Source organism: Mariniflexile sp. TRM1-10 (genome assembly GCF_003425985.1).
GTDB lineage: Bacteria > Bacteroidota > Bacteroidia > Flavobacteriales > Flavobacteriaceae > Mariniflexile.
Map to the genome: position 1 here is coordinate 1,275,379 of NZ_CP022985.1, position 20,245 is coordinate 1,295,623.

16 protein-coding genes are annotated in these 20,245 nt (G+C 35.5%); 12 read left to right on the forward strand and 4 right to left on the reverse strand.

Annotation, left to right across the window (positions count from 1 at the left end; genetic code table 11):
• Positions 1–21 precede the first annotated feature (21 nt).
• Together dnaE and CJ739_RS05455 are read right to left on the reverse strand one after the other, a co-directional pair.
• Entirely contained in the window at positions 22–4,410 is a 4,389-nt protein-coding gene (gene dnaE / locus CJ739_RS05450) for a DNA polymerase III subunit alpha (protein ID WP_117173189.1), read from the reverse strand.
• A gap of 218 nt (positions 4,411–4,628) precedes the next feature.
• On the reverse strand, positions 4,629–5,021 hold the full coding sequence (locus CJ739_RS05455; protein ID WP_117173191.1) for a ferritin-like domain-containing protein: 393 nt from the start codon (positions 5,019–5,021) through the stop codon (positions 4,629–4,631).
• 406 nt (positions 5,022–5,427) lie between these two features.
• Here CJ739_RS05455 and CJ739_RS05460 point away from each other — a divergent pair, with 406 nt between their 5' ends.
• The 3 genes from CJ739_RS05460 (at position 5,428) to rimM (ending at position 7,833) form a co-directional block, all read left to right on the forward strand.
• The gene (locus CJ739_RS05460; protein WP_117173193.1) at positions 5,428–6,489 is read left to right on the forward strand and encodes a lactonase family protein; all 1,062 of its coding nucleotides are present in this window, start codon (positions 5,428–5,430) and stop codon (positions 6,487–6,489) included.
• 105 nt (positions 6,490–6,594) lie between these two features.
• On the forward strand, positions 6,595–7,155 hold the full coding sequence (locus tag CJ739_RS05465) for a 30S ribosomal protein S16 (RefSeq protein ID WP_117173195.1): 561 nt from the start codon (positions 6,595–6,597) through the stop codon (positions 7,153–7,155).
• A 153-nt stretch (positions 7,156–7,308) separates the two neighbouring features.
• Positions 7,309–7,833, forward strand: a complete 525-nt coding sequence (gene rimM / locus CJ739_RS05470) for a ribosome maturation factor RimM (RefSeq protein ID WP_117173197.1) — start codon at positions 7,309–7,311, stop codon at positions 7,831–7,833.
• Between the two features lie 69 nt (positions 7,834–7,902).
• Here rimM and CJ739_RS05475 read toward each other — a convergent pair whose 3' ends face one another.
• The gene (locus CJ739_RS05475; RefSeq protein ID WP_162880139.1) at positions 7,903–8,352 is read right to left on the reverse strand and encodes a DUF2383 domain-containing protein; all 450 of its coding nucleotides are present in this window, start codon (positions 8,350–8,352) and stop codon (positions 7,903–7,905) included.
• 201 nt (positions 8,353–8,553) lie between these two features.
• On the opposite strand from CJ739_RS05475, the gene CJ739_RS05480 reads away from it, so the two are divergent.
• The 5 genes from CJ739_RS05480 to CJ739_RS05500 all read left to right on the forward strand — a co-directional run bounded on the left by CJ739_RS05480 (position 8,554) and on the right by CJ739_RS05500 (position 15,886).
• A complete protein-coding gene (locus CJ739_RS05480; RefSeq protein WP_117173201.1) occupies positions 8,554–9,297 on the forward strand; it encodes a tRNA1(Val) (adenine(37)-N6)-methyltransferase in 744 nt (247 codons plus the stop codon).
• A 159-nt stretch (positions 9,298–9,456) separates the two neighbouring features.
• Entirely contained in the window at positions 9,457–10,635 is a 1,179-nt protein-coding gene (locus CJ739_RS05485) for an acyl-CoA dehydrogenase family protein (RefSeq protein ID WP_117173203.1), read from the forward strand.
• A gap of 207 nt (positions 10,636–10,842) precedes the next feature.
• Complete coding sequence (locus CJ739_RS05490; protein ID WP_117178765.1) at positions 10,843–14,289, forward strand: PPi-type phosphoenolpyruvate carboxykinase family protein; 3,447 nt, start codon at positions 10,843–10,845, stop codon at positions 14,287–14,289.
• Between the two features lie 175 nt (positions 14,290–14,464).
• A complete protein-coding gene (locus CJ739_RS05495) occupies positions 14,465–15,367 on the forward strand; it encodes a metallophosphoesterase family protein (protein ID WP_117173205.1) in 903 nt (300 codons plus the stop codon).
• A gap of 54 nt (positions 15,368–15,421) precedes the next feature.
• Complete coding sequence (locus tag CJ739_RS05500; RefSeq protein ID WP_117173207.1) at positions 15,422–15,886, forward strand: hypothetical protein; 465 nt, start codon at positions 15,422–15,424, stop codon at positions 15,884–15,886.
• 75 nt (positions 15,887–15,961) lie between these two features.
• Here CJ739_RS05500 and CJ739_RS05505 read toward each other — a convergent pair whose 3' ends face one another.
• Positions 15,962–16,288: a 2Fe-2S iron-sulfur cluster-binding family protein gene (locus tag CJ739_RS05505; protein ID WP_117173209.1), complete on the reverse strand. Its 327-nt coding sequence runs from the start codon at positions 16,286–16,288 to the stop codon at positions 15,962–15,964.
• A 300-nt stretch (positions 16,289–16,588) separates the two neighbouring features.
• On the opposite strand from CJ739_RS05505, the gene CJ739_RS05510 reads away from it, so the two are divergent.
• From CJ739_RS05510 to CJ739_RS05525, 4 genes are read left to right on the forward strand one after another with little or no spacing between them, the layout of a single operon-like run.
• Complete coding sequence (locus CJ739_RS05510) at positions 16,589–17,014, forward strand: SoxR reducing system RseC family protein (protein WP_117173211.1); 426 nt, start codon at positions 16,589–16,591, stop codon at positions 17,012–17,014.
• Between the two features lie 6 nt (positions 17,015–17,020).
• Positions 17,021–17,911 carry a Fe-S cluster domain-containing protein gene (locus CJ739_RS05515; protein WP_117173213.1) on the forward strand — a complete coding sequence of 297 codons (891 nt, stop codon included), beginning with the start codon at positions 17,021–17,023 and terminating at the stop codon, positions 17,909–17,911.
• On the forward strand, positions 17,904–19,232 hold the full coding sequence (gene rsxC, locus CJ739_RS05520) for an electron transport complex subunit RsxC (RefSeq protein ID WP_117173218.1): 1,329 nt from the start codon (positions 17,904–17,906) through the stop codon (positions 19,230–19,232). The genes CJ739_RS05515 and rsxC overlap by 8 nt, the downstream gene beginning before the upstream one ends.
• A gap of 2 nt (positions 19,233–19,234) precedes the next feature.
• Entirely contained in the window at positions 19,235–20,245 is a 1,011-nt protein-coding gene (locus tag CJ739_RS05525; RefSeq protein ID WP_117173219.1) for an RnfABCDGE type electron transport complex subunit D, read from the forward strand.

Below are 20,245 nucleotides of genomic sequence, written 5' to 3' on the forward strand. Positions count from 1 at the left end.
TTTATTTTGCATTCGCAGGAATTAATTCAACTTAAACACCACATTTTCATACTCTAATTCATTTAATAATTCTTGACAAACTTTTACTTTTTGTTTTCTACTGGGCATGCTTAATTTTATTTGTTCTTTATTGTCATAAACCACAAAATTGAGCATCTGGCTACCTGGGTGCATTTGCAAAAGTTCTTTCAATTTTAAAACTTTATCTTCTTTTAAATCATCAATATTAAGTTGAATGGATAACTTTTTGGCATAATTCTCCATAACGTCGTGCAACAACTGGAAACTATTAAACTGCAGTCTTGGTTCGCTTTTCTTACCTGTATCTTTATTTACCCAACCTTCTCGGACAAAGGATTTTACAAATACAAAATTGTTCTGCATTAAAAAGTGCCTAAATTTCAAGTATTCTTCACCAAAAATGCGGAACTCGTAACTATCAGTATAATCTTCTACGGTAAACATGGCCCATCCTTTTCCCTGCTTACTAACACGGTGTTGCACTTCGGTAACCACGCCTCCAAAAACCAACTCTCTATTCACATAAGCTTCTAGGTTTTTAAATAATGCTAAACTCGCATTACAAAAAGTAGTCATTTCAATTTTAAAATCATCCAAGGGATGTCCCGAAATATAAATGCCTACTACTTCCTTTTCACGAGCTAATTTTTCCATGGTTCCCCATTCTTCACATGGTGGCACTTGCGGTTCTGCAATTTGTACATCGCTAGCATCCCCAAATAAACTCACTTGAGCCGAATTTTCATTCTCTTGATGTTTATTCCCATAACGAATCGCTTTTTCCAAAAAAGTAATGCCATCGCCATCATCATGAAAATACTGTGCTCGGTGTGTCTCTTTAAACCCGTCAAAACCACCTGCCAAAGCTAAATTCTCAAACGCTTTTTTATTAGCAGCACGTAAATCGATACGTTTAGCAAAATCGAAAATAGATTTGTAGGGACCGTCTTTTTTTCTATTATCAACGATGGTAATAACGGCTCCATGGCCAACACCTTTAATGGCTCCCATTCCAAAACGCACCGCATTGTCTTTGTTTACTGAAAATTTATAAAAAGACTCATTCACATCCGGCCCAAGAACATCCAATTTCATACGCTTACATTCTTCCATAAAGAACGTAACTTGCTTGATGTCGTTCATATTATTGGACAACACCGCTGCCATATATTCGGCTGGATAATGTGCCTTTAAATATGCGGTTTGGTAAGCTATCCACGCATAACAGGTGGAATGCGATTTGTTGAATGCATAACTAGCAAAGGCTTCCCAATCTTTCCAGATTTTTTCAAGTATTTTTGCATCATGACCGTTAGCACTCGCTTGTTCTACAAATTTAGGTTTCATTTTATCGAGTACCGCAATTTGCTTTTTACCCATCGCTTTTCTTAATACATCGGCTTCACCCTTTGTAAATCCTGCCAGTTTTTGGGATAGCAACATCACCTGCTCTTGATATACTGTAATACCATAAGTTTCCTTTAGGTATTCTTCCATGGCTTCTAAATCGTACTCAATCGCCTCATCTCCATGTTTTCTACGGGTGAAACTTGGAATGTACTCCATAGGTCCCGGACGGTACAAGGCATTCATCGCAATTAAATCTTCAAAAACGGTAGGCTTTAACTCTTTAAGATGCTTTTGCATACCGGGTGACTCGTATTGAAACACGCCAACCGTTTCACCTCTTTGGAATAACTCATAAGTCTTTTCATCATCTAACGGAAAGTTATCGGGGTCGAGTAAAATATTGTGTTTTGCTTTTACAATTTTAACAGTATCCTTTATTAAGGTTAATGTTTTCAATCCCAAAAAATCCATCTTTAATAATCCCGCTTCCTCAACTACGGAATTATCAAATTGGGTAACATATAAATCGGAATCCTTAGCCGTTGCAACTGGTACGAACTTCGTAATATCGTCTGGGGTAATAATGACACCACAAGCATGAATCCCTGTATTGCGAACAGATCCTTCAAGTATCCTTGCCAAGTTTACAGTTTTCGCCTCTAAATCGCTTCCTTCAGAAATATTCAAAAGCTGATTGACTTTCTCTAAATCTTCAGCACGAAACTTACTGCTCAATTCTTTTTCACTTAAACCGAAAATTTTATTCAGTTTAGACATGGTTGGAATTAATTTCGCAATTCTATCGGCATCAAAAAGTGGCAAATCCAAAACGCGAGCCGTGTCCCTGATTGATGATTTTGCAGCCATTGTTCCGTACGTGATGATTTGCGCCACTTGATTGCTACCGTATTTTTTGATAACATAATCCATAACGCGGCTTCGACCTTCATCATCAAAATCTATATCAATATCGGGCATACTAATACGGTCTGGATTTAAGAAACGCTCAAAAAGCAAATCGTACTTAAGCGGGTCTATATTAGTTATCCAAAGGCAATATGCAACCACCGAACCTGCTGCAGATCCACGACCTGGACCTACCGACACATCCATATTTCGGGCCTCACGTATAAAGTCTTCTACAATTAAAAAGTAACCTGGATAACCGGTGTTTTGAATAACATCGAGTTCAAAATCCAAGCGTTCTATGACTTCATCTGAAAGATCTTCCCCATAGCGCTTTTTGGCACCTTGATATGTTAAATGACGTAAATAGGCGTTTTCTCCACGTTTACCTCCATCGACTAAATCTTCTTCATTCTTAAATTCATCTGGAATACCAAAAGCTGGCAATAAAACTTCACGAGCCAACTCATAAGCTTCTACTTTATCAACCACTTCCTGGATATTGCTTATCGCTTCGGGAACATCCTTAAAGAGGGATTTCATCTCTTCGGAAGACTTAAAATAATAATCTTGGTTAGGCAACCCATAACGATATCCACGTCCGCGACCTATAGGTGTAGCCTGCTTTTCACCATCTTTTACACATAATAAAATATCGTGTGCATTTGCGTCTTCTTTTTTACGATAGTAAGTGTTATTTGTTGCTACTAATTTAACATCATGCTTTTTTGAAAGCTCAATTAAAACAGAATTCACGCGATTTTCATCTTCTTGATTATGTCGCATCAACTCCATATACAAATCGTCTCCAAACTGTTCTTTCCACCAAAGCAACGCCTCTTCTGCTTGATTTTCACCAACATTTAAAACCTTACTTGGTACTTCCCCGTATAGATTTCCTGTTAATACAATTAAACCTTCTTTATATTTTTCAATGAGCTGTTTGTCAATTCTAGGTAAATAATAAAATCCGTCAACAAAAGCAAGCGACGATAATTTTGCTAAATTATGATAGCCATTTTTGTTCTTAGCTAAGAATACTATTTGGTAGCCATTGTCTTTTCTGGTTTTATCTGTATGGTCTTCGCAAACAAAAAATTCGCAACCAATGATGGGCTTTATTTCTACAGCAGTTGGTGTTTCACCTCTTTCAATGGCTGCTTCGTTTTTTGCTTTAACACTTTTGTTATGATTGCTAACGGCTTTTACAAAGTGGAAAGCGCCCATCATATTTGCGTGGTCTGTTAACGCGACTGCGGGCATATTATATTCAGCAGCGGCAGCTACCAAGTCGGTAACACTTATGGTAGATTGCAGCACCGAAAATTGTGAATGGTTATGCAGATGTACAAAATCAACTTCCTTTAAATCGGATACGTTTTGCTTAATCTCTTCGGTAGAAATGGTTTCAACCTGAACATTTTTTAGGCGTTCACGAATTTTAGCACTTTCCTCCTTAAGATTAATATGCTTTAATCCTATAAGTTGAATCGTTTTAGGATTGGCCTCATTAAAATTTTGAAAGTAATCTGGCTGAACGTCTAATTGTTCTTTCGTGTACTCCCCTAAACGAACCAATTCAAAAAAGCAACGTGTGGTTGCCTCCACATCGGCAGTGGCATTATGTGCTTCATCGAAAGGTATACCAAATAAAAACTCATGCAATTCGGTAAGCGTCGGCAACTTAAATTTACCATAACGCCCACCTGGAATTTGACATAAACTAGCGGTATGTTCAGTACAAGTATCTAAAACAGGTAATTCTTGAAGTGGGTTCGCCACATCCCCGCGAACAAATTCAGCACCCATAATGTTCAGGTCGAACTTTACGTTTTGCCCAACAACAAATTTAGCTTTATTTAACGCTTCGTTAAATTTTCTCAAAACTTCGGCTAGCGGAACACCTTGTTCTTGAGCTAATTCTGTTGAAATACCATGAATTTTTTCAGCATCATAAGGAATATTAAAACCGTCTGGCTGTACCAAATAATCCTGATGTTCGATACAATTTCCCATAGCATCGTGCAATTGCCATGCAATTTGAATACACCGCGGCCAATTATCGGTATCGGTAATAGGTGCGTCCCAACGTTTAGGCAAACCAGTAGTTTCAGTATCGAAAATTAAATACATTCTTTAAGTTTAGATATTTGATGTTAAATCGTTTAGAATTCTCAAACGAAGTTTATAAAAGTACAGAATTATATCACTTTCAAAAGTTAAAGTTATTAAGAGTTTTAAACAAAAAAAACGCAATCCAAATGGACCGCGCTTACTTTTACCTCATGCCTATATTATGACACCATTTCTTTATATGACTTTTCGGTATTTATTGCTGATTGAATAGCATTTTAATGTGTTATCAATAACGAATCTATACTTGGTGGTAATGTCCTGTCTTTTAAAAACTCATTATAATCTTCTAAAATGCCTTCCTCAAACTCAATAGCCGCTTCTAAAACGACCTTTTCATTATTAGAATTCAATAGAGATTTTAGATTTACCCAATTTCTGTTAAGGGTTTCTGTTAAACTACCCGAGTCGTCGGGAATTTGACCATAACGCAAGATTTCCGTTCTTAATTCTTTCGCAAATTTGCTTCGGTCTGTAGCTCTTCGCTTAAAAAACATTTTCAACCTGCCATCTTCTATAGTATCTATAGCACTTAAATACCTTTTTTCAGCATCATAATTCTTTATTAGCAATTCGTTTAATTTATTAGAGATTTTTTCTGCGTATTTCATAACATCACTTACATTTTAAAATTTCAATAATTTATTTTAAGATGTGTATTGTTTCACATCTGCATTTTTTAATATAAGACAAATAAGGAGAAGAACCGATTTTTTAACAAACTTTAGCAGTATTCTACAGGGCTTTAACAGATTGGCTCTTATTTTAAGAAACTGTTTAAATTTTATCTAAAAGCCATTTTTTGTTTCTTTTTGACCCATATTTCGTTGAATTTTTTTCTAATAGCTCTGCTGTTAAAAAAAAAATCCGCCTCATCTGACCCAAAAATAATTCAAAAAAGCATCAATAAACAAAACTTAAACAGTTTCTAACATTTATGAAATTTAAATGGTTTTAATAACTTAAAAACTTTACATTTAATGTTCAATTTTTTTGAAACCATTCAACTAAAACAAAATGAAACATCTATTACTATTTCTTGCAACTGCATTTATTTTTTTAAACATCAAAGCTCAAAATATTCCGCTATATGTTGGCACCTATACCGATGGTTCCAGCGAAGGCATTTACAAGTTACAGTTTAACCAAAAAACAGGAGAACTTAGTCATTTACAATTAGCTATAGCGACCGAAAATCCTTCATTTATAACATACTCACCAAATAAAAAATATTTATACGCCGTAAGCGAAAGCCTTGGCGGCTCTGTTTCTTCTTTTAAAATTCAAGAAAACGGCTTATTAAAGTTTTTAAACAAAGTAAGCAGTAATGGCACAGGTCCCTGCCATATTTCGTTAAACAAGCAGGGAAATAAAGCTGTTGTTTCAAATTATCGTGGAGGTAGTGCAGCCGTTTATAGCATTTCAAGGGACGGAAAACTCAATGAAGCCTCCCAAGTTTTTGAATACAACACCACAGATAAAGTATCTCATGCACATTCCGGTCAATTTTTTAGAGATGAATTATTTATAGCCGACTTGGGCATGAATGCTGTTTATCAATACAAGCTAAAAAATAACAGTTATGAATTGGCTACGCCTTCAATTTTTAAAACCACCGAAAACCCAGGCCCAAGACATTTTGCTTTAACAAAAAACGGTCAATTCATCTATATCATTAACGAGTACGGAAGCTCTGTAACTTCGGTTAAAAAAACAGACTCTGGTTTTGAACAGATTGATTACGATACCACTTTAGATGAAAATTATAAAGAAAAAAATGCTTGTGCCGATATTCATTTATCTAAAAACGAACTTTATTTATATGGTTCCAACCGAGGTGAAAATACCATCGTAGTTTTCAAAAGAAATAAATATGATGGCACCTTAGAAAAAATTCAAACGGTACCAGTTCATGGCGATTGGCCAAGAAATTTTACCCTTGACCCTACTGGAAAATTTTTATTGGTTGCCAACCAAAAAAGCCAAAACATAGCCGTTTTTAGTATAGACGCTTCCACGGGAACACTTACTTTTTTACATGATGTAAAAGTACCCACGCCTGTTTGCTTATTATTTTAAAGAATCAATTTTGGAATAAAATAAAGCATTGATAATTAGAAATAAAATATTATCTTTGCGCCCTCATTAATAACCGAGGTCGAGAACCTCAAATAATTAATTATTATGCCAGTAAAAATTAGATTACAAAGACATGGTAAAAAAGGGAAACCTTTTTACTGGATTGTTGCAGCCGATGTACGATCAAAAAGAGATGGTAAATATCTTGAAAAATTAGGTATTTATAACCCAAACACAAACCCAGCAACTATAGATTTAAATGTTGATGGCGCTGTACAATGGTTGCAAAATGGTGCACAACCAACCGACACAGCTAAAGCTATTTTATCTTACAAAGGTGCTTTACTAAAAAATCACCTTGCAGGTGGTGTTAGAAAAGGTGCTTTAACAGAAGAACAAGCTGAAGCTAAATTTACTGCCTGGTTAGAAGAAAAAGCAGGTAAAGTTGGTGCTAAAACCGATGGTTTAGCTAAAGCACAAGCTGAAGCTAAAGCTAAAGCGTTAGAAGCTGAAAAAGCTGCTAACGAAGCTCGTATTGCTGCCGCTGCTCCTGTTGTTGAAGAGGAAGAAGTTGTAGAAGAAGAAGCAACTGAGGTTGTGGCTGAAGAAACTGCTACCGAAGAAGCTCCTGCTACTGAAGCTGAAGCACCAAAAGAAGAAGAATAAAAAAATAGTTTTTTATACTTTTAAACTCCGATACATGTATCGGAGTTTTTTATGCAAAAAAGTGTCATTTTTGCATAGTCCCTTAGAGAAGGGGATTTTATATTTTAAAAAGGAAGATTTCCATCTTCATGGAAATGAAAAAACTAACACTCAATGAAGAAAGAAGATTGTTTTTATTTAGGTAAAATTGTATCAAAATATAGTTTTAAAGGTGAACTTTTAATTAAATTGGATACCGACCAACCTGAATTATATGAAGACCTTGACGCCGTGTTTATTGAGGTCCGTAACACATTACTCCCCTTTTTTATTGAACGCTCACAGCTTCATAAATCAGATTTATTGCGTGTGCAGTTTGAAGATGTTACAAACGAAGCCGATGCCGACTCTTTAATAAAAAGCGATGTGTATTTACCACTCGAGTTTTTACCAAAACTAGAAGGCAACAAATTCTATTTTCATGAAGTTATTGGGTTTACTATGGAAGATATAAATTATGGAAAAGTGGGCACTATCGTTGGCATTAATGATTCTACCGCGCAAGCCTTATTTGAAGTTGAAAACAATGGGAAAGAAATTCTTATCCCTATGAATGATGAGTTTATTGAAAAAGTAGATAGAAAAAATAAAACGGTTTTCGTTAAAACCCCAGAAGGATTGATTGATTTGTATTTATAATTTTAGGGGTAATTTATAAAAAAACAGGGGTGATTTTAAAAAATCACCCCTGTTTTTGTTTTACTTATTTTAGAGAACAAATTCTTCTTCCCTTTTCATGGCATTCATATGGTTATAAATACTATCTTGTTGTTTTATCAACAACTTACATGTTGATAACGGTAAGTTAATTTGCCTTAGTAACTCATTATATTTTTCAATATTAAATTTTTTTAAACTATAAATTTCCTCCATCAAATCAGTTTCATTATTTGATATAATGAGATCTCTAAAATTCATCCAAATTCTATCAAAATCACTGCTTGATACATTCAATTGTTTGGGCTTGCCCTCTAACTTTACAATTTCAGCTCTTAACTGCCTGCCAAATTCGTTTCTTTCAAAGCTTCTTTCTCTAAAAAATGCTTTTAAGTTATCATCAGCAGCTAAATCTTGAGCTTCCAAATAAACTTTTTCAATCTCGTAATTCATAATTAACAAATTATTGAGCTTACTTAAAATTTTTTCTAATGACTTCATATAAATAATCTTTAGTTTAGTACCTACAATAAATTTTTTTAAGATGCGTATTGTTTTCACATCCATACATCACATCCATAATCCATATCACCATATTAATAACGGCAATAACTCAAACTTATTTTTCTCACAATTTAATATATTTTGAAATAATTTAACTAGCCTTTTAAGGTTTTTTTATGAAATTTTAACAAAAAAAACATGTCTAATAAACCGTTCAAATTCAAACAATTCGAAATCAACCAAGATAAATGTGCCATGAAAATTGGTACCGATGGCGTACTTCTGGGTGCTTGGACCCCTATACAACAAAATCCGTTTTCCATATTAGACATTGGTGCAGGCACAGGTATTGTAGCGCTCATGCTAGCACAACGTAGTCATGCCGAACTTATTGACGCTATTGAAATTGACGACGATGCCTACGAACAATGTGTAAATAATTTTGAACAATCGCCTTGGGGAGACAGACTCTTTTGCTACCATGCGTCTTTAGATGAGTTTGTTGCAGAAATTGAAGACCAATACGACCTCATTATATCAAATCCGCCTTTTTATTCAGAAGATTATAAATCTGAAAACCTACAACGCGATTTAGCCCGATTTAACGACGCCTTACCTTTTGACCATCTAATTGAAAGCGTTTCTAAGTTATTATCCGAAAACGGCATCTTTTCTGTTATTATACCTTTTAAAGAAGAAGCATCATTCATTAAAATAGCTGCAACATTCCATTTATTCCCAAACAGAATTTTACAGGTAAAAGGAAATCCTTCTTCAGAAATTAAAAGAAGCCTCATAGCGTTCTCGTTCAGCGAAACCTGTGCTGAGCAAAGTCGAAGTAGCGTCATAAAAAAAGAAACCCTTATTATTGAAACAGGGCGCCACGAATATACAGAAGACTATATAAATCTGACAAAAGATTTCTATTTAAAAATGTCATAATACCATTGGAATTAATTAAATTTGAGACCATATAATGATAAATTCATAAAAAAATACTGCTTTTGCTAATTATTTTATTTTGAATAAGTCAAAAAATCAAAATTAATGTCACGAACGGTAGTAAATGCCTCTGTCATTAATTTATAATAAAATGACCAGATGAAACCAGATTTATTTGAAGCACCCGATTATTATAATCTTGATGATTTACTTTCCGAAGAGCATAAATTAGTTCGAAATGCTGCCAGGGCTTGGGTAAAACGTGAGGTCTCTCCTATAATTGAAACATATGCCCAAAAAGCAGAATTCCCCATGCAAATTATTAATGGTTTGGCAGAAATTGGTGCTTTTGGTCCTTACATTCCTGTGGAATACGGTGGAGCTGGCTTGGACCAAATTAGTTATGGTTTGATTATGCAGGAAATAGAACGTGGCGATTCTGGAGTCCGCAGTACCGCTTCGGTACAATCTAGTTTAGTCATGTATCCCATCTGGAAATATGGCACCGAAGCCCAACGTCAAAAATACTTACCCAAATTGGCAAGTGGTGAATGGATGGGTTGCTTTGGTTTAACCGAACCCGACCACGGCAGTAACCCAAGTGGCATGGTAACCAACTTCAAGGACATGGGCGACCATTACCTTTTAAATGGTGCTAAAATGTGGATAAGCAATGCACCTTTTGCACAAGTAGCCGTTGTTTGGGCTAAAGATGAAACTGGAAAAATACATGGTTTACTGGTTGAACGTGGCATGGAAGGTTTTACAACTCCAGAAACACATAATAAATGGTCGCTTCGCGCATCTGCAACAGGTGAACTTATTTTTGATAATGTAAAAGTGCCTAAAGAAAATATATTGCCTAATAAATCTGGATTGGGCGCAGCACTTGGGTGTTTAGATTCTGCACGATACGGCATTGCTTGGGGTGCTATTGGCGCAGCCATGGATTGTTACGATACAGCACTTAGATATAGTAAAGAACGTATGCAATTTGGTAAACCCATAGGCCAATTTCAACTGCAACAAAAAAAATTAGCTGAAATGATTACCGAAATTACCAAGGCACAACTTTTAACTTGGCGACTTGGGGTTTTGCGTAATGAAAACAAAGCAACCTCAGCTCAAATATCTATGGCAAAACGCAACAATGTAGATATGGCCATTACAATAGCCCGAGAAGCACGCCAAATACTTGGAGGCATGGGTATAACTGGCGAATACTCTATTATGCGCCACGCTATGAATCTTGAAAGTGTTATTACTTATGAAGGTACGCACGATATTCATTTGCTTATCACGGGACTGGATATAACTGGCTTAAATGCTTTTAAATAGGTTCCTTATTTTCAATATAAACCAATACTTATTTCAAGATGGTCTATTAACCATTCTTGACGCTGAACTTATCTTGACTTTTCGATAAAAAGCATGTTACACCATTTAAGCTTTGAAATAAAAATTTAGACAATAACTGATTTTCGACAGGTTTTAAAAAAAACTCCTGACTTAACTTTGTTGTTGAATAACGAATTTTTTAAAGCCATGCAAGAATCAAGAAAAGACATTGTACAATTTATCAATTTACAATTAGCAGCCCTAGGACAGCCTATTTACAAAGATTATGAGGATAGTGATGAAAAATTTTGCGATCCAAAATTTGAAGCGCTTACCTCTGGAATGATAAAAAGTATACGTGAAAAATCCAGATTACTGGCAGACCACCATTGTCCCGCAGATTCAAGAATTCAAAATTTTATAGATGATTACTTAAACAAGGTTTTTATAAACAAATCCTATAAACTGCCCAACAATACATTAATACTATCTAAAAAAGGACACGCTAGAGAAGTGAGCTTGCCCCCTAATGGCAATACTTTTAAAAGTGAACTGGTTACATCCAATAGAATAAAGCAAGGAATTTTAAACAACCCATTAAATGACAAAAGAACCACAAAAGGCACTTTCCATATTGTAGAAGGTGATTTACCTGTACCATTAGATAAAAAAGAAGTGCCAAAAATTACTTTTGCCCACTTTTTGAATGCAGCCTTTAATCCATCTGACGATTTAAAAATACTTCCATTTACCAGCAACCAAGAAAACAAGGCAAAAACAATGGTATCGATGCTTTTAAGGCCTATTGTGTGTCCAGAAGTAAAAGGTGTTATTACCAAAAAATCTATGGAAGTTCGCTTTTTTGCACCAGGCAACTTGGTGAGTAATTTAGACTTTGTTGAGTCTATCTTTGGAAATGCAGGAGACCCAAATTTAGCACAAAACGATGCCGCATTGGACACCGAACATTGGACAGGTCATACTGGATGCATTATTTTGGCTCCCCAATTAACAACCCTTAAAAAGAAAGCTGTTGGATTGCCCCATTTTAACGACGCTACAGAACGTCAAAAAAGAGATGGTATGTATTGGAATGATGCCAACGACATTTATAATGATGGCAATGCTTTTAAAGTGACGTGCAGGGACGACAGAGGTGTCGTCATTACATTAATAGCCGATAATTATTACGGTTACTCAAAAAAAGAAATCAAAACCCAAATCAGCTACTCTGCAAATTTATTTGGTTTAGTTGAAGAGGAACATGCCGGAGGCGCAATGGCCTTTGCAAGAAGAGTTATGGGTGACACCTTAGACGGAAGGGATTACTCAGAATTTCATAATAATAAGCACTCTTTTGAAGAAGTTATAACACTACTAGGAAATAATATAGAAGTCATGCCTGAAAACTATGCCATCGACAAAAAATATCCCAATATTGTTTACATTCCAGAGTTTTCTTATGTAAACACCAACACCAATAGCATTATCTGGAAGCATAATGGAAAAGATCAAAAACTAACCATATCACCATACAAAACCTATGTGCACCCTACTGGTAATAAATTCAGATTGGAAAAACACAAGAGCATTAACTTATGGCGTATTGTAGATACTTTTGCTGAGGGTGTTTTTTGTCATAAACCCTGTACCGTATCAGGTGGTGGGAAATCTGAGATTTCAAAATCTATGCAAAACGCCATTACTTACAGTACGTTTAATATTCATGACATTGATGAAGATTTCAAAAAAGCAGATGAAATCATAGAGTTCAATTATTCTACGCGTTGGAAAATCAAAGACCCGAATAGACCAAAATCGAGACATTTTTTAAGTGAAGACAGAAGCTTGAGTTCGGCGGTAAAACTGCTTACCCCATCAGAAGAAAACTCAGATGAATTCAACGAATTTTTAAGAAACATCCCTGTACATATCAGATCGTTGGTGCTTTTTGTAAAACGATTATACAGACAAGCACACGGCGCGCTAAACTGGAAAGATTACATGTCGGTAGAAATAATCAATGGACAAAAAGGAACAGGTCTTTTGTATAATAACACCCCAGTGGTGGGTAGTTATGTGCGTATTGGGTTCAACCAAAAAGGAAACTGGATGCTAAATAAATTGAGATCTGATTTTTCTCCTTGTGAAAAAATCCAAACCGAAGACGACATTACTGCTTCAATAACATTACCTAGAGAACAGATAAAAAACCTGAATCCAGAATACTCCAACAAAAGTGTAAAAGTACTCACCAATTGCGAAGCGCATTTGTTCCAAAGACCTGATGAAGCCGTTGTAAGAGGCTACGATAAAAACGCAGAATTGGATATTATTTCAAATGGTCGCTTTTTAACAAACTATGAATTGTTGAAAAAAGCCGATGCCATTGCCATTTATGAGGACACCATCAACTTTGACAAATACACGCAACCCGTTAAAGATTTCATTACCAATATCGTAAACAGCAACGACGACGAAGCATTTTTTGTACTGCCATCACACACTAGGATTGTGAATGGCGAACCCACTGCCAATCCCCGCTATTTGGAGCCAAGCAGACATATTGAAGAAACTGAGGCTAGTTATTTAGCAGATATGGGTGTGCGTTTACTTCGAAAAATAAAATTTGACGAACCCGTTATTCATGTGGTAAATGCGGTACTTCCTGGCAGACGAAACAACCCTGTTGATAAGGTTGCGGGCATTCGACCTTTGGCGGTGTATAATCCAATTCACTATCAAGAAACCCCCGAATTGTTTATGGACTTTATCTGTAGCCTAACAGGTAAGTCACCATCAACAACCGGAGCAGGTTCAGAAGGAGCCTTAACCAAAGCCCCATTTAATATGCTAACACCAACTACCGATTTGAATAATGCGCTATTGTCTCACATTTTAACAGAATCAAATGGGTTTAGCACAGCAGCTGGATATGTAGGAGCTGAAAATAAAATTGACCATGACGTCAGTTTGCTTATTCCAGAAATCTGGGCACGATTGGAGCCAAAAGATAGAGATCCCAAACAGCTAATTGCAAACGGTTCCTTAGAAAAATTGGATGATTTCGAGTACCATGGCGAAATCATATTGGCAAGTAGATTAGGCTATAGAATTACAAAAACATTTGCACTAAGATGCATGAATAGATTGTTTGATGAACCTACAGCCGTTTTTAACGAACGCATGCTAAAACCTGAAATTCAAGGCATTGAAGATTATGTAGATGGTATTAAAAACATTGTTGAAGCACAACAAAAAGTGGCATTAAGCTATTTTGAAGATGGCAGTGTTAAAGCAGCAATACCACCTTTAAAAATACTATTGCACATCATGGCGTATGGCAACTATGAGGGAAAAACCATTGACAACCCCGAATTACGTCAGTATTTCAATAGAAATTACGTATTGAAGAGCGATTGGTACAAACAAAGATTGGTTTTAAAACAGCAAAAAGACATTCGTTTTTATGATTCCCAATTAGCCTATTTGGAAGCGTTTATCGCAAACCCAAACAACGATATATTAATTGAAGAAATGAACATTAAAGAGCGATTGAAATCAGTAAAAAAATCTTATGACCATGTAAAATCCCCTAAATATTTAAAAGAATTGGTTGGCACCATAGGCGCAGATCCACTGTATAGAAAGTAGCTTTCTAAAAAATTAAGGCACAAACGGTATTCAATCAAGAACAGCATGGCAACTTAACTGTTGGAATACTAAATGCGTTTCGTTAAATATTGAATTATTTGATATGATTAGACCAGTGAGGTTTTAAAACCTCACTGGTCTTTTTTTTCCTAATATTTTGATTACATTTACTCTTATGTTTTCATCTAAAAAACGGTTAGATAATGCTTATAAAAAAGCTAAAATCATCAACTTTGATGATGCTAGTAAATTTATTTTGTTTAGTGATTGCCACCGAGGTGACAATAGTTTTGCAGACGATTTTGCCAATAACAGAAACATTTATTTTCATGCCTTAAAACATTATTATGCTGAAGGTTTTCAGTATTGTGAACTTGGTGATGGCGATGAACTTTGGGAAAACCTCTCGTTTAAACCCATTTTTGAAGCACATAAAAATGTGTACATGCTCATGCGCCAATTCCACAAAGAGAACAAACTGCACATGATATGGGGAAACCACGATATGGTTTACAGAAACCCAAATTATGTGAAAAAGCATGTATTTACTTATTTTGATAAAACTTTGGGTATTGATGTTGACTTATTCCCTGGGATTGAATACCACGAAGGCATTATTTTAAAAAATACAACGACAAACCAAGACCTGTTTTTAACCCACGGGCATCAAGCCGATTGGTGGAATTATTTATTTTGGAAATGGAGTCGCTTTATGGTTAGAATACTTTGGAAACCGTTGAATGTCATGGGAATTGCGGATCCAACAAGTCCTGCCAAAAACTACAGCGAACTTATAAAAGTAGAACGTCGAACCAAAAAATGGATTATTGAAAACGATAATTTGGTAACTATTGTTGGTCACACGCATCGACCTCGTTTTCCTGAACCTGGAGACATTGCTTTTTTTAACGATGGCAGTTGTGTTCACCCAAGGAGTATTACTGGTATTGAAATTGAAAACGGTGAAATTTCATTAATCAAATGGTATATCGATACCAATGATGATGGCGTCCTTCAAATAGTAAGACTATTGCTTGAAGGCCCAAGGAAATTGATTGACTATAAAACAAGTCCTTAATAGATTGACGCAACCAAAGGCTATTTTTTATATCTAATAATAAAAACCAAACACATGGAAAAGGCCATTTCAATCTTCTTATTATCACTTTTTGTTTATGGCTGCAGCTCTAATGATGAGATTCAATTAACCAAAGGTGATTACTTAATATTTGGTCACTTTTATGGATATTGCATTGGAGAAAGCTGTGTAGAAATCTTTAAGCTGACCAATGAAAAATTATATGAAGATTCTAACGATAATTATGCTAACGAACCTTTTAATTTTGAAGTTTTAGACACTACTAAATTTGAAGCTGTTAAAGATTTAATTGATTATTTCCCAACAAAATTGTTGTCAGAAAAAGAAAGCACACTTGGCTGCCCTGATTATGCTGATGCTGGCGGTCTTTTTATTGAATATTCTAGAAACGGTACGGTTAAAAGTTGGAGAATAGACCAAATAAAAGGTAATGTCCCTAGTTATTTACACAACTTTATGGATAAGGTAAACGAAAAAATAAGCCTTATTAACGAATAAAAAGATTAAACTCTATTATTTGAAAACACAATGGGTTTTACGTTAGGGGGTTACTGTTTTCGCAGGTATAATGGATTAACTCTCTGGAGCTAATTCTACCTCAAGACCATTCATATCGGGAGTCATTTGAATTTGACATCCTAGACGACTATTTTCCCTTACATCAAAAGCTTCAGAAAGCATGGCTTCTTCGTCATCGCTCATTTCTGGCAAAGCCGTATTGCTCAATACATAACACTGGCAAGAAGCACACATAGCCATACCGCCACAAATACCGATAGTTCCCTCTGGAGCCAATTCGTAAGAACGAACAACTTCCATTAAATTCATCGCCATATCCGTAGGTGCCAAAACTTCGTGTGTTACACCTGCTCTATCTGTTATGTTTATTTTAATATCCATCCTACTGCTATAATAAAGTTAGGAGTTTTATGCTTTATTGCGTTGTTTCATCTATAATCACATAGAAAAAAATCTATGCAAAAATAGCACTTAATTTGTAAATATCAAATCTATTTCCTATAATTCTTATAGACTTAATAGGTTTTACGTAAAATGAAAAAAAACGTCCTATTTATTTTCTTTAATCGCAAAATACGAATAAAACTTACGAATAATTTCAATAGCTGACATAAATCATAAAATTGCCAATAGCAAAATACTAACTTCCCCCTATGAATTTCAGTATAACTAGAGGTAGTTATGAACGCTCAAACTAATAATAATCAATTTATACATTCTGGTATCATCTCAAAGATAACTGGCGATTCTGTTATTGTATCCTTAGAACAAAATATACATTGCGAATCGTGTAAAGCTAAGGCAGGATGTGGCATTTCAGAATCCAGCACAAAAGAGATAGAGGTATTTAATACATCCGACTCTTTTAAAATCAATGAAATTGTCAATATTGTTTTAAAAAAAGCATTGGGTTTTAAAGCAGTCTTTTGGGCATATATCTTCCCATTTATTTTAATGTTTTGCACCCTTATCATTTCATCTTACTTTTTAGAAGAGTGGATAGCAGGAATCCTTTCCATCCTTGTGTTACTACCCTATTATCTGGTACTCTATTATTTTAAAAACGCTCTTAAAAGTGTTTTTAAAATTTCAATACTAAAAACATAATGAAGTATGTCAAACTCCGTCCTATATAGTGTTTTATTATTAGCTTCTTTAGGAGTCATTGCCGCCATTGTGTTGTATGTGGTTTCTAAAAAATTCTATGTTTATGAGGATCCATTAATTGCAAAGGCTGACGAATTATTACCGGCTGCCAATTGTGGAGGATGTGGATCTCCTGGCTGCAAAGCTTTTGCCGAAAAACTAGTTAAAACAGAAGATATATCTGAATTATTTTGCCCTGTCGGAGGCAACACTGTCATGAAGCAGGTTGCCGAAATTTTAGGTAAAGAAGTTGCAGAAAAAGACCCGACACTCGCTGTGGTCCTTTGCCAGGGTGGCTGTGATGTTCGACCAAAAACCACCGAGTACCAAGGACCGCGTTCCTGTACTATTTCAGCAATGATATATAGTGGAGAAACCGATTGCCAGTATGGCTGTTTAGGCGATGGCGATTGTGTTGCAGTGTGTAAGTTTGATGCCATGTACATGGATGAAAACACAGGGTTGCCTGTTGTTATTACAGATAAATGTACGTCCTGTGGCGCTTGTGCCGAAGCTTGCCCCAGAGATATTATTGAAATGCGTCCTAAGCACAAAAGGGATTTAAAAATATTTGTTGGTTGCCTAAACGAAGATAAAGCTGGCATTGCTAAAAAAGCTTGCGATGTGGCATGTATTGGATGCTCTAAATGCCAAGATATTTGCCCCAAAGATGCCATAACCATGGAAAACAATTTGGCTTATATAGATGCTATTGCCTGCACACTCTGTAGAAAATGTGTCGATATATGTCCAACACACTCTATTATAGAAACCAATTTTCCACCAAAAAAAGTAAAGAAGGTTGAACCTACAGTGGAAGCTATTGCTGAATCTGAAAAACCAGAAACCGATGATTAAGACATTTCCAAAAGGCGGAATTCATCCTCCAGAAAATAAAATAACATCTTCAGAAGGTATCAAAAAAATGACGGTACCTAAAGTTGTATATGTCCCCATATCGCAACATATAGGGATTCCGGCGGAAATAATCGTTGACACCAAAGACAAGGTGAAAATTGGACAAGTTATAGCAAAATCTGGCGGCTATGTATCTTCCAATGTACATTCACCAGTTGCAGGAACAGTAACAAAACTTGATAAAATAATAGATACAAGTGGTTATAAAAAACAATGTATTGTTATTAGAACAGATCCTAAAGACACATCGAATTTTGAAGATATAGAATATCCTTTAAAAACCGATATTGAAATAGAACCCAAAGCTATTTTACAAAAAATAAATGATTTTGGCATTGTTGGATTAGGTGGCGCCACATTTCCATCCCATGTAAAATTAAATATTAAAGAAGGAACTATCATAGATCATCTTATTATTAATGGTGTAGAATGCGAACCTTATTTAACCGCCGACCATCGTTTAATGCTTGAAAAAGCGGAAGAAATAATAGTCGGTATAAAAATATTGCTCTTTGCATTACATATTGACAAAGCTATTATTGGGATTGAGAATAATAAAAAAGATGCTATCGATCTCTTTAAAACACTCACTAAAGATGATAACACCATTAAAGTAGCAGCGTTACAGGTGAAATACCCACAAGGTGGAGAAAAACAACTTGTAAGAGCCATATTAAACAGGGAAGTTCCTAAAAACGGATTACCACTGGATGTTGGTGTTATCGTGCATAATGTAGGAACCATTTTTGCCATTTATCAAGCTATTCAGCATAATAAACCATTAACCGAACGTGTCGTAACAGTGACTGGTAAAAAAGTTAAAAATGCTTCAAATTACTGGGTTAAAATAGGCACTCCCATTAAGGATTTAGTTGACGAAGTTGGTGGTTTACCCGAAGGCACCCGTAAAATAGTTAATGGTGGTCCGATGATGGGGAAAGCCATTAAAAACCTAGATGTTCCCGTAACAAAAGGAACTTCTGGAATTTTAATTATTTCTGAAGATGAAGCTAGCAGAGGCGAACCAAAAAACTGCATTCGTTGCAGTGAGTGCATTAATGTTTGCCCAATGGGATTAGAACCTCATCTTCTTATGAATTTATCTGAAAAAGGCATGTTTGAAAATGCTTCAGCAGAAGATATCATGACCTGTATTGAGTGTGGTTCTTGTAGTTATGTTTGCCCATCGCATCGTCCGTTGCTAGACTATATAAGATTTGGGAAAAATAGTGTCAAAAAATTAAACACTTCTAAAAATTAGCTATGAGCAATCAACCTATAATCGTATCGGCGTCTCCACATGTTCATTCAGACAGAACATCAAAAAAACTTATGTATGATGTGATAATCGCATTAATACCTGCTTTTTTGGTTTCTATATATGTTTTTGGAATGAGTGCTTTAATTGTTACTTCGGTAGCTATTACATCCTGTGTATTATTTGAATACTTAATTCAAAAATACCTATTGAAATCGGATGTAACCATAACCGATGGATCGGCCTTACTCACCGGTATTTTATTAGCATTTAATTTACCTTCAAACCTACCCATTTGGATGGTTGTTGTTGGTGCATTAGTTGCCATTGGTATTGCAAAATTATCCTTTGGTGGCTTAGGCTTTAATATATTCAACCCTGCTTTGGTAGGTCGTGTGTTTTTATTGGTATCATTCCCTGTACAAATGACGATGTGGCCAACTGCGATTGAAAACAACACAACATTAGTTGATGCCGTTACTGGAGCGACCTCTTTAGGCACTATAAAAGAAGGCCTATTGGCTGGTGATACCATGACCGAAATCAGCACAAGAATTCCTTCTGCCATAGATATGTTATTTGGTTTTACAGGAGGTTCTCTTGGCGAAATGTCCGCCCTGGTATTATTACTCGGAGGTGTTTATTTAATAATAAGAAAAGTTATTTCTTGGCACATACCTATAACCCTGATACTTACCATGGTGGTTTTTACAGGTGTTTTTTGGGTAATAAACCCAGAACACTATGCCAACCCTGTCATTCATATTTTATCTGGTGGAGCTATTTTGGGTGCCTTTTTTATGGCAACCGATTTAGTGACGAGCCCTATGACCAAAAAAGGCATGGTAATTTTTGCTATTGGTATTGGAGTGCTAACCGTTTTAATTCGGCTTTTCGGAGCATATCCTGAGGGTATTTCCTTTGCTATTTTAATTATGAACGCCTTTGTACCATTAATGAACAAATATTTTAAACCTCGAAGATTTGGTTCTAAGATAAAAGTTAAAATCGTGTAA

Bases quoted from the DNA above. Each gene is read 5' to 3' on its own strand.
- rsxC (WP_117173218.1), top strand. From the start codon at position 17,904: ATGATTAAGACATTTCCAAAAGGCGGAATTCATCCTCCAGAAAATAAA.
- CJ739_RS05480 (WP_117173201.1), top strand. From the start codon at position 8,554: ATGTCTAATAAACCGTTCAAATTCAAACAATTCGAAATCAACCAAGAT.
- CJ739_RS05465 (WP_117173195.1), top strand. From the start codon at position 6,595: ATGCCAGTAAAAATTAGATTACAAAGACATGGTAAAAAAGGGAAACCT.
- CJ739_RS05460 (WP_117173193.1), top strand. From the start codon at position 5,428: ATGAAACATCTATTACTATTTCTTGCAACTGCATTTATTTTTTTAAAC.
- CJ739_RS05495 (WP_117173205.1), top strand. From the start codon at position 14,465: ATGTTTTCATCTAAAAAACGGTTAGATAATGCTTATAAAAAAGCTAAA.
- CJ739_RS05475 (WP_162880139.1), bottom strand. From the start codon at position 8,352: ATGAAGTCATTAGAAAAAATTTTAAGTAAGCTCAATAATTTGTTAATT.
- CJ739_RS05455 (WP_117173191.1), bottom strand. From the start codon at position 5,021: ATGAAATACGCAGAAAAAATCTCTAATAAATTAAACGAATTGCTAATA.
- CJ739_RS05500 (WP_117173207.1), top strand. From the start codon at position 15,422: ATGGAAAAGGCCATTTCAATCTTCTTATTATCACTTTTTGTTTATGGC.
- CJ739_RS05510 (WP_117173211.1), top strand. From the start codon at position 16,589: ATGAACGCTCAAACTAATAATAATCAATTTATACATTCTGGTATCATC.
- dnaE (WP_117173189.1), bottom strand. From the start codon at position 4,410: ATGTATTTAATTTTCGATACTGAAACTACTGGTTTGCCTAAACGTTGG.
- CJ739_RS05505 (WP_117173209.1), bottom strand. From the start codon at position 16,288: ATGGATATTAAAATAAACATAACAGATAGAGCAGGTGTAACACACGAA.
- CJ739_RS05525 (WP_117173219.1), top strand. From the start codon at position 19,235: ATGAGCAATCAACCTATAATCGTATCGGCGTCTCCACATGTTCATTCA.
- CJ739_RS05485 (WP_117173203.1), top strand. From the start codon at position 9,457: ATGAAACCAGATTTATTTGAAGCACCCGATTATTATAATCTTGATGAT.
- rimM (WP_117173197.1), top strand. From the start codon at position 7,309: ATGAAGAAAGAAGATTGTTTTTATTTAGGTAAAATTGTATCAAAATAT.
- CJ739_RS05490 (WP_117178765.1), top strand. From the start codon at position 10,843: ATGCAAGAATCAAGAAAAGACATTGTACAATTTATCAATTTACAATTA.
- CJ739_RS05515 (WP_117173213.1), top strand. From the start codon at position 17,021: ATGTCAAACTCCGTCCTATATAGTGTTTTATTATTAGCTTCTTTAGGA.